This window comes from Streptomyces angustmyceticus (assembly GCF_040701845.1).
Taxonomy (GTDB): Bacteria; Actinomycetota; Actinomycetes; order Streptomycetales; family Streptomycetaceae; genus Streptomyces; species Streptomyces angustmyceticus_A.
In genome coordinates this window covers 1-13,470 of the sequence record NZ_JBFBHQ010000012.1, presented here as the reverse complement: position 1 = coordinate 13,470, position 13,470 = coordinate 1, and the positions used below count along the sequence as shown (strand labels likewise).

10 protein-coding genes are annotated in these 13,470 nt (G+C 73.4%); 4 read left to right on the top strand and 6 right to left on the bottom strand.

Features of this window, described 5'->3' with window-relative positions:
• Nucleotides 1–96 precede the first annotated feature (96 nt).
• Nucleotides 97–1,326, top strand: coding sequence for an MFS transporter (locus AB0411_RS23650; protein WP_366419281.1), 1,230 nt, complete (start codon nt 97–99; stop codon nt 1,324–1,326).
• Between the two features lie 143 nt (nt 1,327–1,469).
• Here AB0411_RS23650 and AB0411_RS23645 read toward each other — a convergent pair whose 3' ends face one another.
• The 3 genes from AB0411_RS23645 to AB0411_RS23635 all read right to left on the bottom strand — a co-directional run bounded on the left by AB0411_RS23645 (nt 1,470) and on the right by AB0411_RS23635 (nt 5,381).
• Nucleotides 1,470–3,224, bottom strand: coding sequence for an NAD+ synthase (locus AB0411_RS23645; RefSeq protein ID WP_366419280.1), 1,755 nt, complete (start codon nt 3,222–3,224; stop codon nt 1,470–1,472).
• 201 nt (nt 3,225–3,425) lie between these two features.
• The gene (locus AB0411_RS23640; RefSeq protein WP_366419279.1) at nt 3,426–5,051 is read right to left on the bottom strand and encodes a multicopper oxidase family protein; all 1,626 of its coding nucleotides are present in this window, start codon (nt 5,049–5,051) and stop codon (nt 3,426–3,428) included.
• 93 nt (nt 5,052–5,144) lie between these two features.
• Nucleotides 5,145–5,381 carry a hypothetical protein gene (locus tag AB0411_RS23635; protein WP_366419278.1) on the bottom strand — a complete coding sequence of 79 codons (237 nt, stop codon included), beginning with the start codon at nt 5,379–5,381 and terminating at the stop codon, nt 5,145–5,147.
• A gap of 353 nt (nt 5,382–5,734) precedes the next feature.
• On the opposite strand from AB0411_RS23635, the gene AB0411_RS23630 reads away from it, so the two are divergent.
• Complete coding sequence (locus tag AB0411_RS23630) at nt 5,735–6,640, top strand: alpha/beta fold hydrolase (protein WP_366419277.1); 906 nt, start codon at nt 5,735–5,737, stop codon at nt 6,638–6,640.
• Nucleotides 6,641–6,660: 20 nt separating this feature from the next.
• On the opposite strand, the gene AB0411_RS23625 is transcribed toward AB0411_RS23630, so the two are convergent.
• The 3 genes from AB0411_RS23625 to AB0411_RS23615 are packed head-to-tail and all read right to left on the bottom strand — an operon-like array spanning nt 6,661 to nt 8,611.
• Nucleotides 6,661–7,320, bottom strand: coding sequence for a hypothetical protein (locus AB0411_RS23625; RefSeq protein WP_366419276.1), 660 nt, complete (start codon nt 7,318–7,320; stop codon nt 6,661–6,663).
• A gap of 26 nt (nt 7,321–7,346) precedes the next feature.
• On the bottom strand, nt 7,347–8,294 hold the full coding sequence (locus tag AB0411_RS23620; RefSeq protein WP_366419275.1) for a WXG100 family type VII secretion target: 948 nt from the start codon (nt 8,292–8,294) through the stop codon (nt 7,347–7,349).
• The gene (locus tag AB0411_RS23615) at nt 8,291–8,611 is read right to left on the bottom strand and encodes a hypothetical protein (protein WP_366419274.1); all 321 of its coding nucleotides are present in this window, start codon (nt 8,609–8,611) and stop codon (nt 8,291–8,293) included. The genes AB0411_RS23620 and AB0411_RS23615 overlap by 4 nt, the downstream gene beginning before the upstream one ends.
• A gap of 317 nt (nt 8,612–8,928) precedes the next feature.
• On the opposite strand from AB0411_RS23615, the gene glnA reads away from it, so the two are divergent.
• Together glnA and AB0411_RS23605 are read left to right on the top strand one after the other, a co-directional pair.
• A complete protein-coding gene (gene glnA, locus AB0411_RS23610) occupies nt 8,929–10,290 on the top strand; it encodes a type I glutamate--ammonia ligase (RefSeq protein ID WP_018090204.1) in 1,362 nt (453 codons plus the stop codon).
• Nucleotides 10,291–10,318: 28 nt separating this feature from the next.
• Nucleotides 10,319–13,342, top strand: coding sequence for a bifunctional [glutamine synthetase] adenylyltransferase/[glutamine synthetase]-adenylyl-L-tyrosine phosphorylase (locus tag AB0411_RS23605; protein ID WP_366419273.1), 3,024 nt, complete (start codon nt 10,319–10,321; stop codon nt 13,340–13,342).
• The last annotated feature ends 128 nt before the right edge of the window (nt 13,343–13,470 follow it).

The following is a 13,470-nucleotide window of genomic DNA, read 5'->3' as shown; positions in this document are numbered from 1 at the left end:
GCGCCTGAGAGACTTTGTTCCGTAAGAGAACTTAAAGAACTTACGGTCCCCGCGCCCGCGTGCCCGCTCGCACGCGAAACCCTGGAAAGGTCTTTCATGCCCTTGGCTCTGCTCGCGCTCGCGATCTCGGCCTTCGGTATCGGCACCACGGAATTCGTGATGATGGGCCTGCTGCCCAACGTCGCGGACGATCTGGGCACCTCCGTGCCCACCGCCGGCTACCTCGTCTCCGCCTACGCCCTCGGCGTCGTCATCGGCGCCCCGCTCCTGACCGCCCTCGGCTCCCGCATCCCGCGCAAGCGGATGCTGGTGGGCCTGATGGGGGTCTTCACGGTCGGCAACCTCGCCTCCGCGCTGGCCCCCACCTTCGGCCTGCTGGTCGCCGGCCGGCTGCTGGCCGGGCTCCCGCACGGCGCGTTCTTCGGCGTCGGCGCGGTGGTCGCCGCCCGGCTGGTGCGCGAGGGCCGCCAGGCCCGTGCGGTCGCCACGATGTTCCTCGGCCTGACCGTCGCGAACATCGTCGGCGTCCCCGCCGCGACCCTCCTGGGCCAGCAGCTCGGCTGGCGCGCCACCTTCCTCGTCGTGGCCGGCATCGGACTGGCCGCCATGGCCTCCCTGGCCCGGCTGGTCCCCCCGCTGCCGGCCGAGGAGCGCACCGGCCTCGGCAGCGAACTGCGGGCGCTCGGCAACCGTCAGGTGCTGCTCGGCCTGCTCACCACCGTCTTCGGCTTCGCCGGGATCTTCGCCGTCTACAGCTACCTCGCGTCGATGATGACCGAGGTCACCGGCTTCGCCGCGGGCTCGGTCCCGCTGGTCCTGGCCCTGTTCGGCATCGGGATGACCCTCGGCGCACTCGCCGCGGGTCCGCTCACCGACCGGGCCCTGCGCCCGACCCTGTACGGCTCGCTGGGCGCGCTGGCCCTCGTGCTGGCCGCCTTCCCCTTCGCCGCCCGGGTCGAGTGGGCGGCGCTGGTGGCGGTCGTCCTGATCGGTGCCGTCGGCTTCCTGACCACCACGCCGCTCCAGATGCTGGTCATGAACAAGGCCCAGCAGGCGCCGACCCTGGCCGCCGCCTCCAACCAGTCCGCCTTCAACCTCGCCAACGCCGGCGGCGCCTGGGTCGGCGGCATGGCCCTCGCGGCGGGGTGGGGCTGGACCTCCCCGGCCCTGGTCGGCGCGGTGCTGGCCGCCCTGGGGCTGGCCGTCGCCGTGACGGCCGGTCTCCTGGACCGCGGCGCCGGCGACGCCTCGCGGATCGTGGCCCGCGGCGGCGAGACGGAGCCGGCCGCGGGCGCGGAGCTGCCCGCCGGGGGCCGGACCGGCTGAGCGCTCACGGGGCCTCGCGGGCCCGGTGGGACCGGACCCGGGAGGGACGGCACGGGGCGGTCCGGGGCCCGGCTCGGGACGGCGGCCCCGGGGCTCCCCGGCAGGGCCCGCCCCGGAAGCCGGCCGGCAGCTCCGACCGCTCGTCAGGCCCCTTCCCGCCAGTGGTTGGTGATGGGCAGCCGGCGGTCCTTGCCGAAGCCCTTCGCGGAGATCTTGGGGCCGGGCGGGTACTGGCGGCGCTTGTACTCGGCGTGGTCGACCATCCGCAGGACGCGCGTCACCAGGGCCTCGTCGAAGCCCTGGGCGACGATGTCCTCCCGGCCGCGGTCGTGGTCGACGTAGAGCTCCAGGATGCGGTCCAGGACGTCGTAGTCGGGCAGTGAGTCGGTGTCGACCTGGCCGGGGCGCAGTTCGGCGCTCGGGGGCTTGGTGAGGGTGTTCTCCGGAATCGGCGGGGTCTGCCCGCGGTCGGCGGCGGCCTGGTTGCGCCAGAGGGCCAGCTGGTAGACGACCGACTTGTAGACGTCCTTGATCGGGCCGTAGCCGCCCACCGAATCGCCGTACAGGGTCGAATAGCCGCAGGCCAGCTCGGACTTGTTGCCGGGGGCCAGGACCAGGTGGCCCTCCTGGTTGGACAGGCCCATCAAGGTGGTGCCCCGCAGCCGCGACTGCAGGTTCTCCTCGGCCAGGCCGGTCAGCGACAGCGCCGCCATGTAGGCGTCGAACATCGGGCCGATCGGCACCGTACGGAACGCCAGGCCCGTACGGCGCGCGAGTTCGGCGGCGTCGGTGAGGGAGTGCTCCGACGAATAGCGGGACGGCATCGCCACGGCGTGCACATGCTCCGCGCCCAGGGCGTCACAGGCCAGCGTGGCCACCAGCGCCGAGTCGATCCCGCCGGAGAGGCCGAGCACCACACTGCCGAAGCCGTTCTTGGTCACATAGGCGCGCAGGCCGACGACCAGCGCGGTGTAGATCTCCTCCAGGTCCGTGAGGCGTTCGGCCTCGTCGCCGGGCGCCTTTTGCGGGTAGGGCGGCAACGGGTCGGGCGTCAGGACGCGGTGCTCGACGCGCAGCCCGTCGTCCAGCACGCCCGAGGGCGCTACCGGCGCCGCGGCCGGCAGGTCGAGGTCGACCAGCACACAACCCTCCGCGAACTGCGGCGCCCGCGTGATCACCGTGCCGTCCCGGCCGACGACGATCGAGTCGCCGTCGAAGACCAGCTCGTCCTGGCCGCCCATCATCGCCAGGTAGGCGGTGGTGCAGCCGGCCTCCCGGGCCCGCTTGCGGACCAGCTCCAGCCGGGTGTCGTCCTTGTCCCGCTCGTAGGGCGAGGCGTTGACCGAGACCAGCAGCCCGGCGCCGGCGCTGCGGGCGGCCGGCACCCGGCCGCCGTCCTGCCACAGGTCCTCGCAGATGGCGAGCGCGACGTCCACCCCGTGCACCCGTACGACGGGCAGGGTGTCGCCGGGGACGAAGTAGCGGAACTCGTCGAAGACGCCGTAGTTGGGGAGGTGGTGCTTGGCGAAGCTCAGCGCGACCTCGCCCTGGTACAGCACGGCGGCGGCGTTCTGCGGGGCGCCCGCCGGGCGGCCGTAGCGCGGTTTCGCCTGCGTGCCGCGATCGAGATAGCCGACGATCACCGGAAGGCCGCCCAGGCCCTGCGCGGCCAGCCGGCCGGCCAGCGTCCGCAGTGCCGCGCGGCTCGCCTCGACGAACGAGGGGCGCAGGGCGAGGTCCTCGACGGGGTACCCGGTCAGCGCCATCTCGGGGAACGCGACGAGGTGCGCGCCCTGGTCGGCGGCGTGCCGGGTCCAGCGCAGGATCGTCTCGGCGTTCTGGGCGAGATCGCCGACGCAGGAATCGATCTGGTTGAGGGCGAGACGGAGTTGGGGCACCCCGCCAGTCTAATCGTCTTTCTGACGCAATGGGGGGTCGGAGCGTGTCGGCGGCGCTTCGGGGGTGTGGCGGGCGGGCCGGGAGAGCCCCGCGGGGACGCCCGCCGCACGCCTGCCGGGGACGCCCGCCGCACGCCTGCCGGGGCCTCTCGTCGCACGCCCCCTGGGCCCGCCCGCCGCACGTCTCGGGACCGCCGCCGCCTACTTCTTGCGGTAGCCGATGATCGTCATCATCCCCGACTCCGAGTGGTAGATGTTGTGGCAGTGGACCATCCACAGGCCGGGGTTGTCGGCGTGGAAATCGACGTCGACCCGGCGGCCGGGCAGCAGGATCGTGGTGTCCTTGCGGGGGCCGCCGTTCGGCAGGTCGAAGGTGTGGCCGTGCAGATGCATCGGGTGCCACATCCGGGTGTGGTTGCGGAAGATGATCCGGACCCGCTCCCCGGCCTCGACGGGATACCGCTGGTCGGGCGTGTACGGGCTCCCGTTGATCGCCCAGTCGTACTTCTCCATGGTCCCGGTGAGGGTCATCTCCAGGGTGCGGTCCGGGCGGCGCGGGGCGGACCGCACGGACTCCGCGGCGCGCAGCCGGTCCGCGGTCAGGATCCTGCCGTAGAGGTTCCTGGGCCGGACGGACGGGCCGGGCGCCTCGCCGCTCCCGGTGCGCAGCAGCCCCATCGTCGAGCGGCCCTTGCCCTCGGCGAGCACGGTGAGCGGGAAGACGCCGTCCCCGGCCGTGACCACGACGTCATAGCGCTCGGCCATCCCGATGAGCAGCGCATCGGCCTCGATGTGCTCGACGGGGAAGCCGTCGGTGTGCGTCACGGTCATCGGGTGGTCGCCGAGGGCCACGCGGTAGGCGGTCTCGCTGCCGGCGTTGATGAAGCGGATCCGGACGCGGTCGCCGGGCTTGGCGTGGAAGGTCCGCGGGTCGCGCGCGGTGCGGCCGTTGACCAGGTGGTACGGGTGGTCCACGTCCCCCGCGTCGTGGCCCAGCAGCCGGCTCCGGGCGCCCTTCAGGAGCCGTGAGGGGCCGTCGGCGGGAACGGCGGCGCCGTCCCTGGCGCGGGTGCCCCGGCCGCCGCCCGTCGCGTGGTCGTGGGCCATCTCCGTCTCGCCGTGGGCCATGGGCCCGCGGTCCACGCCGCCGTGCAGCTCCTTGAGCACCGATTCCGGGGTGCTGCCGTCCACCCCGTCGACCCAGTCGTCCAGCAGGACGATCCACTCCTTGTCGTAGGAGAGCGGCTCCCTGGGGTCGTCGACGATCAGCGGCGCGTACAGCCCGCGGTCCAGCTGGAGGCCGGAGTGCGGATGCACCCAGTGCGTGCCGGGGGTGGTGACCGCGAAGCGGTAGTCGAACGAGGCGCCGGGCCGCACGGACCGCTGGGTCACGCCGGGGACGCCGTCCATGTCGTTGCGCACCGTCAGCCCGTGCCAGTGCAGCGTCGTGTTCTGCGGCAGGCGGTTGGTGAGGGTCAGCGCGATCCGGTCGCCCGCGGTGACCCGCATCACCTTGCCGGGCAGCTCGTCGCCGAACGTCCAGGTGCGGACGGTGCGGCCGCCCAGGTCGATCCGGCTCTGGGTGGCGGTCAGCGCGAAGCGGCGCACGGGCCCCGCGCCCCGCCTGCGCTCGGCCTCGGCGACCTCCGGGCCGTCGGGGGAGACATAGCCGGACGGCGGGCGGCCGTCCGGGCCGGAGAAGGCGGCGGTGCCGTACATGCCGTCCATGCCGGAGGCGGCCTTGCCGCCGGCGCAGGCGGACAGCAGGCCGCTGCCGGCGACGGCGATACCCGCACCGAGCAGGGTGCGGCGGGAGTGCGTACGCATGGGGAGAAACACCTCGAGACGATGTCGGTGGTGATCTGGGCGGGGTGTGGACACTGCCGCGGTCTCCGGTGGGCGTCGGCGGCGGGACACGCCCTAGGCGCGCGGCACCGACAGTCGGGCGAGGAGTGTGGGGCGCGGCGCCCGGGATATCGGCCACGGGCCGCGCGCGCGGACGGTGCACGGGGCACCGCCGAGGCCGGACCCGGGGCGTACGGTCGGCGCGCCGGCGCGGAGGAGGGCCAGGAGGGCGGGGGCCAGGACGCCGGTGAGCATCGCGGTGAACAGCGGCAGACGGCCGCACCATGCGGCGGTCTTGCCCTGTTCGTGCATCGCGGACCTCTCGACGGACGGCGAACCGGCGGACGCGGGGGGAGGTCCGCCCTGACGACGCACCCTACCCCCGAGGGGTATGGGCTCCGTTGTGGCCCGCCGAACGGAGAGCCGTGGCGTCCGTCCGCCGCCGGATCGGGGCCCTCCCGCGCCCGAACGCCCGCGGCCCCTCGCGCCGGTGCCACCGCTCAGCTTTCCCCGCCCGCCTACGCTTGCCACACCACGCCACCCGCGTGCCCCGGGGACATCCCCGGGTCGGCCGGTGGCGGCCCCCGGCCGGCCGCCCGTCCGGCAGCGGCCCTCACATGCCGCGCGGGGAAGCGGAGCCGGGCGACCGGGAAGGGAGCCGTCCGATGAGCGGTCCCCTCCGTGTCCCCGGCCGCCCGGCCGCCCCCGGCCGGTTCCTGCGCGTCGACGGGGTCCCGCTGCACGTCCTGACCGAGGGCCGCGGACCGGTCTGTGTCCTCAGCGGCGGTCTCGGCATGGCGTGGTTCGACTGGGACGCGGTGGCCGCGCTGCTCGCCCCGTACCGCACCGTCGTCCGCTTCGACCGCCCCGGCCTCGGCCTGAGCGGCCCGGCACCCGGGCCGCCCACCCTGGTCGCCGAGGCCGACCGGATCGCCCGGCTCCTGGAGGCACTCGGCCACACCGGTCCGGCCACCGTCGTCGGCCACTCGCTCGCCGGGTTCCACGCCGAGGCGTTCGCCCGGCTGCACGCGGACCGCTGCGCCGGGATCGTGCTGGCCGACGGCAGCATCGAGGACGACCCCCGGCCCCGGCTGCCGCGCGGGGTGCGCACCGCCTGGGCGGGCGCGGCGGCCGGGCTCGCGGCCGCGGCCGGACTGCCGTGCGCCCTGGGCCCCGCCACCCGCCGGCTGATCGGCCGCGCCTCGACGGTCGGCCGGCACCCCGCGCACCCCTGGGAGCGGGCCGGCTACCGCACCAGCCGGGTGCTGCGGGCCTGCGCCCTGGAGAACGCGAGCTACCGCTACCAGGCCGCCGAGCTCGCCGCGCTGCGCCGCGGACGTCCGCTGCCCGCGGTGGCGGTGGCCGTGCTCGCGGCGTACGACGGCAGCGAGTCGGCACGGCAACTGCGGTGGCTGGAGCGGCAGCGGGCGCTCGCCGCCGAGCTGGGCGGCCGGTTCACGGTGGCCGCCCCCGCCGGCCACCTGGTGATGGCCGATGTGCCGCGCTCGGTGGCACAGGCGGTGCTGGACCTGACGCCGACGGGACGGGGCGCGGCCGCACCGTCGGCGTAGGGGGCGCCGCCCGGCATGCCCTAGGCGCGCCCGCCCCGGACCGGCGAGAGGAGGCCGGTGAGCTGCGGCACCTGCTCCCGTTCCGCGGCCTCCAGCGCCAGCCAGGACCCGTCGGGGAAGGCGAGGTCCACCCGGTAGGTGTGCCGCGCCGGATGCGGCTCGGGCCGCAGGGCGAACCGCCCGCGGGGCAGCTCGCCGAGCAGTTGCGCCGCCTCCTGCTCCGGCAGCACGGGATGGCTCAGCAGCAGCAGCCGCTGGTCGGTGCGGGCCAGCGCGAGCCGGTCGTGGTCGTGCCGGAGGTCGTCGTCGGTGCCGGACCGGGTGGTGGCCACGAACCAGCCGGCGGCGCTGTCCCAGCCGCCCTCCCACACCCGGCCGCGGAACAGCCGGCGGATCCCGTGCCAGGTGTGGTGCGCGCCCCGCTCCAGCAGCCCGGCCGGCAGGGCGCACACCCACATCACGAAGGACACCGGCAGAAAGATCCGCCCCCACCCCCGGAACGTGGCCCGCTCGAGCGCCTCGGGCTTGGCCCGGCGGCAGCGCCGGGGGATGCGGTCGGGCACCAGGGGGTCGAGCTTCACCGGCAGGGCGCCGTACAGGGTTTCCCCGGGCCGCAGCAGGGCCGAACTGTGCGCGAGGAGCCAGGCGTCCCGCTCCGGGACGACGGGGGTGGGGTGCATGTCCGTCTCTCTGTCCGTTCCGGCACTCAGCCGAAGGTGTCCTCGATGGTGCCCTTGGGCACGCGGTACGGCTTCGGCTCCTTCGGACCGTCGTCCGACAGCGCCTCCTTGCCGAAGTGCTCGGCCGCTTCCGTGGCGGGGCCCTTGAAGTCCCCGGTGAGGCCGGTGGCCGCGCCGATGATCGGCTTCGAGCCGTGGCCCGCGATCTGCCCGGTCACGAGGTGGTGCGCCCACCAGTCCCGGGTGCGGTAGGAGCCCTCGCCGAAGGCGCCGCCCGCCTTGCGCAGCGCCCCGGCCGCCGTCTTGGCCTCCTTGAACGCCGCCCAGGACTTCTTCCCCGCCTTGAATTTGCGGACCGCCTCCATCAGTTTGCGCAGCGTCTTCGCCAGTTCGACGGAGACCTTCTCCACCCTGCCGAGGAAGACCGCCACCTCCGCCTCCGCCACCAGCCCGTCCACCACCGTGGCCAGGCCGAGAGTGAGGATGTCGGTGACCACCATCGCGGCCAGCGTCATCGCCGCCCACTCGATGGCCTCACGGATGATCTCGACGATGGCGTCCTCGGCGAACTTGGACTCCGCCGCGGCCTGGCTGAGGATGTGCGCCGTCTCGCCCATCTCCGTGGCCGTGCCGTCGATCGCCTCGACGATCTCGCCCATGCCGTGCCCGAAGCCCTCCGAGGCCTCGCCCGCCCAGCGTTCGGGCAGCGGGCGGGCGGCCTGCCGCAGCCCGTCCGCGACCTTGTGCAGCGCCGCGGCCTGCGCCCGCCACTCGTGCGCGGCCGCGGTGAGCTGCGTCGGCATCCCGGTGACCTCTTCGAGCTTGTCCATCAGCCCGACCTTGTCGAGGAACCACCGGATGGCGTCGTCGAGCCCGGCGTCGATGCCGTGCTCCTCGCTGTTGTGGATCTCCGGTACGTCCGGGAGCTTCGCGATCTCCCTGTCGACCCAGGCGTAGGCGTCCGTGACGGTCATGCGGGAAGGCTCCCGCCGCCGAAGCCGTCCCGGGTGGCGTACTCGTTGGCGGCGTAGTGGCCGGCCACGGACCGCAGCTTCTCCGCCGCGCCCTGCAGCAGCTCCGCGATGTCGTGGATGTCCTGCTGCGCCGCCTGCGCGTGTTCCTTGTAGGACGCGTGCAGCTCGTCCGACTCCGGCAGCTTGCCGAACGCCCCCTTGGGTATCTCCACGTGCTCCAGCGCCCGTGCGAGGCGCGGCACCTCTTCGCGCTGCCGTTCCGTGCCCGACGCGCAGCGGAATATCGCGTCCGGGTCGGTCTGGAATCCCTGGGCCATTGCCTCTCTCCCCACGATGCGGGCCGTTCCTGGTCCGCGATCAGCGTAGGAAGGGCAGGGCACGGGCCCTTCAATGCCGGGTCAACGGCCGCTCAGGCGGGCTTCAAGACTCTGCCAAGCCCCCCGTTTGCCGCCGCCCGCTGCGCTGAGCATGCTCACCGCGGGAAGGATGCGGGGTGAGGGTTACGGGACGGCGGTTCTGATTCAGGCCAAGGGTGCGTAATGTGACGGTAACCCCTTCACGTGATACTGGTGTGCCACACCGCGTGATCCAGCGCACGTGGACAGGCCGATTGACCTGCAAGGATTGGTGACCCATGGACAAGCAGCAGGAGTTTGTGCTCCGAACGCTCGAGGAGCGCGACATCCGCTTCGTACGGCTGTGGTTCACCGATGTGCTCGGGTTCCTCAAGTCCGTGGCGGTGGCCCCCGCCGAGCTGGAGCAGGCCTTCGACGAGGGCATCGGGTTCGACGGCTCGGCCATCGAGGGCTTCGCCCGGGTGTACGAGTCCGACATGATCGCCAAGCCGGACCCCGGCACCTTCCAGATCCTGCCCTGGCGCGCCGAGGCCCCCGGCACCGCCCGGATGTTCTGCGACATCCTGATGCCGGACGGCTCCCCCTCCTACGCCGACCCGCGCTATGTCCTCAAGCGCATCCTGGCCAAGACCTCCGATCTCGGGTTCACCTTCTACACCCACCCGGAGATCGAGTTCTTCCTGCTCAAGGACAAGCCCGTGGACGGCCAGCGGCCGACCCCCGGCGACTCCTCCGGCTACTTCGACCACACCCCGCAGAACGTCGGCATGGACTTCCGCCGCCAGGCGATCACGATGCTGGAATCGATGGGCATCTCGGTGGAGTTCAGCCACCACGAGGGCGCCCCCGGCCAGCAGGAGATCGACCTGCGCTACGCCGACGCCCTCTCGACCGCCGACAACATCATGACGTTCCGGCTGGTCATGAAGCAGGTGGCCCTGGAGCAGGGCGTCCAGGCGACGTTCATGCCCAAGCCGTTCTCGGAGTACCCGGGCTCCGGCATGCACACCCACCTCTCGCTCTTCGAGGGCGACCGCAACGCCTTCCACGAGTCCGGCTCGGAGTACCAGCTCTCCAAGGTCGGGCGCTCGTTCATCGCCGGACTGCTGCGCCACGCGGGCGAGATCTCCGCCGTCACCAACCAGTGGGTCAACTCCTACAAGCGCATCTGGGGCGGCGCCAACCGCACCGCGGGCGCCGGCGGCGAGGCCCCCTCGTACATCTGCTGGGGCCACAACAACCGCTCCGCGCTGATCCGCGTCCCGATGTACAAGCCCGGCAAGATGGGCTCGACCCGGGTCGAGGTCCGCTCCATCGACTCCGGCGCCAACCCGTACCTGACGTACGCGGTGCTGCTCGCGGCCGGCCTCAAGGGCATCGAGGAGGGCTACGAGCTGCCGGCCGGCGCCGACGACGACGTCTGGGCGCTGTCGGACTCCGAGCGCCGGGCGATGGGCATCGAGCCGCTGCCGCAGAACCTCGGCGAGGCCATCGAGCTGATGGAGCGCAGCGAACTCGTCGCCGAGACCCTCGGCGAGCACGTCTTCGACTTCTTCCTGCGCAACAAGAAGCAGGAGTGGGAGGAGTACCGCTCGGAGGTCACCGCCTTCGAGCTGCGCAAGATGCTGCCCGTGCTCTGAGCCACCGCGCCACCGAGAGGCTGCACCCATGGCACTTCCCGCTCCGCAGGGACGGCGGAGCAGCACGTTCACCCGGCTGCTGAGACACGGTTTCACCGACCCCTCGGCGGCCGGGCAACTGCTCGACGTTCCCGAACTCGCCTCCGTACGCGACGATTCGGTGCTGCTCGAAGCGCTGGGCGCCACCGCCGACCCGGACCTGGCCCTGCACGGCCTGGTCCGGCTGGTGGAGGCACAGGAGGACGACGAGCAGCAGGCGCTGCTGAGCACGATCGTCGCGGCGAAACCGCTGCGCGACCGGCTGCTGGGAGTGCTGGGCGCCTCCGAGGCGCTCGCCGACCACCTCGTCCGCCACCCCCGCGACTGGCAGTCGCTGGTCACCTACGAGTCGGTCGACCTGCACCCCACCACCCCCGAGTTCGAGCTGGCGCTCGCCGAGGGGATCTGGGGCGGCAAGAACGCCGAACGCCCGCGCGCGGACGCGCTGCGCACCGCCTACCGCCGCTCCCTGCTGGGCATCGCCGCCCGCGACGTCTGCGGCACGACCGATGTCGCCGAGGCCGCCGCCGAGCTCGCCGACCTGGCCACCGCCACGGTCCGGGCCGCCCTGGAGATCTCCTACGAAGAGGCCCCCGGGGACGCCGCGGTGTGCCGGCTGGCCGTCATCGGCATGGGCAAATGCGGCGGCCGCGAACTGAACTACGTCTCCGACGTCGACGTCATCTTCGTCGCCGAGGCCAAGGAGGGCGTGGACGAGGCCAAGGCGCTGCAGGCCGCGACCCGGCTCGCCGCCCGCATGATGCGGCTGTGCTCGGACAACACCGTCGAGGGCACCATCTGGCCGGTGGACGCCAACCTGCGCCCCGAGGGCCGCAACGGCCCCCTGGTGCGCACCCTCTCCAGCCATCTCGCCTATTACCAGCGCTGGGCCAAGACCTGGGAGTTCCAGGCGCTGCTCAAGGCCCGCCCGATGGCCGGCGACCTCCAGCTGGGCCAGGCGTACGTGGACGCGCTGGCACCGATGGTGTGGGAGGTCGCCGAGCGGGAGAACTTCGTCGCCGACGTGCGCCAGATGCGCCGCCGGGTCGTCGAGAACATCCCCGCGGCCCAGGTCGAGCGGGAACTCAAGCTCGGCCCCGGCGGACTGCGCGACGTCGAATTCGCCGTCCAGCTGCTGCAACTGGTGCACGGCCGCAGCGACGCCACCCTGCGCAGCGCCACCACCCTCGACGCCCTCGCCGCGCTGGCCGCCGGCGGCTACGTCGGACGCCAGGACGCCGCGGCCCTGGATGCCGCCTACCGCTTCCTGCGCACGCTGGAGCACCGCATCCAGCTCTTCCGGATGCGCCGCACCCACCTGATGCCCGAGGACGAGGGCGAACTGCGCCGCCTGGCACGCTCGTTGGGCCTGCGCACCGAGCCCGTCGACACCCTCCGCAAGGAGTGGCGCTGGCACGCCAGGGAGGTACGCCGGCTGCACGAGAAGCTCTTCTACCGTCCGCTGCTCGACGCCGTCGCCCACCTGGAGCCCGGCGAGACCCGGCTCTCGGCCCGGGCCGCCGGCCACCGCCTCGAAGCCCTCGGCTACGCCGACCCGGTGGCCGCGCTGCGGCACCTGGAGGCGCTGGCGTCCGGCGTGACCCGCAAGGCCGCCATCCAGCGGACCCTGCTGCCGGTGCTGCTGGCCTGGTTCGCGGACTCCGCCGACCCCGACGCCGGCCTGCTCAACTTCCGCAAGGTCTCCGACGCGCTCGGCAAGACCCCCTGGTACCTGCGGCTGCTGCGCGACGAGGGCGCGGCCGCCGAGAACCTCGCCCGGGTGCTGTCCGCCGGCCGCCTCGCCCCCGACCTGCTGCTGCGCGCCCCCGAGGCGGTCGCCCTGCTCGGCGCCTCCGACGGGCTCCAGCCGCGCGGCCGGGCCGCGCTGGAACAGGAGGTGCTGGCCGCCGTCGGCCGCGCGGACGGCGCGGAAGCGGCGGTCGCGGCGGCCCGCGGAGTGCGCCGCAGAGAGCTGTTCCGCACGGCCGCCGCGGACGTCATCGGCGCGTACGGCACCGAGTTCAGCCCCGCGGACACCGACCACGGCCGCTCCGTCGACGCCGTCGGCTCCGCGGTCTCCGACCTCAACGCCGCCACCCTCGCCGGAGCCCTGCGCGCCGCGGTCCGCCAGCAGTGGGGCGACACCCTGCCCACCCGCTTCACGGTGATCGGCATGGGCCGCTTCGGCGGCCGCGAACTGAGCTACGGCTCCGACGCCGATGTCCTCTTCGTCCACGAACCGCGCGAGGGCGCCGACGAACAGGAGGCCGCCAAGGCCGCCCACGCCGTCGCCAACGAGATGCGCCGGCTGCTCGAACTCCCCTCCTCCGACCCGCCGTTGCCCATCGACGCCGACCTGCGCCCCGAGGGCAGGTCGGGCCCGCTGGTACGCACCCTCGCCTCGTACGCGGCCTACTACCGGCGCTGGTCGCTGGTATGGGAATCGCAGGCCCTGCTGCGCGCCGAACCGGTCGCGGGCGACGCCGAGCTGGGGCAGCGTTTCATCGACCTGATCGACCCGCTGCGCTACCCGGCCGAGGGCCTCGGCGACGACGCGGTCCGCGAGATCCGCAAGCTCAAGGCCCGTATGGAAGCCGAACGGCTGCCCCGCGGCGCCGACCCCACCACCCACGCCAAGCTCGGCCGCGGCGGCCTCAGCGACGTCGAATGGACCGTGCAACTCCTGCAGATGCAGCACGGCTGGGAGATCCCCGGTCTGCGCACCACCCGCACCCGCGAGGCGTTGGCGGCCGCGCACGCCGCCGACCTGATCGACACCGAGGACGCCCAGACCCTCGACGAGGCGTGGGTCCTGGCGGCCCGCGTACGCAACGCCGTCATGGTCGTCCGCGGCCGCCCCGGCGACACGTTCCCCGTCGACGGCCGCGAGCTGGCGGCCGTAGGCCGCTACCTGGGCTACGAGGAGGGCCACATCGGCGAGATGATCGACGACTACCGCCGGGTGACGAGGCGGGCGCGCGGCGTCGTCGAGCAAATGTTTTACGGGGCGTAGGGGTTTTGCTTGTGGCCCGCGTTTTTGTCTTTTCCGCCGTGGGTTTCGCTGCGCTTGGCTTTCGGCCCACGTTTTTGGCTTTCCCGCCGTGGGGTTGCTCGCCGTTTGCCGCCCGCTGCGCGGTGCGC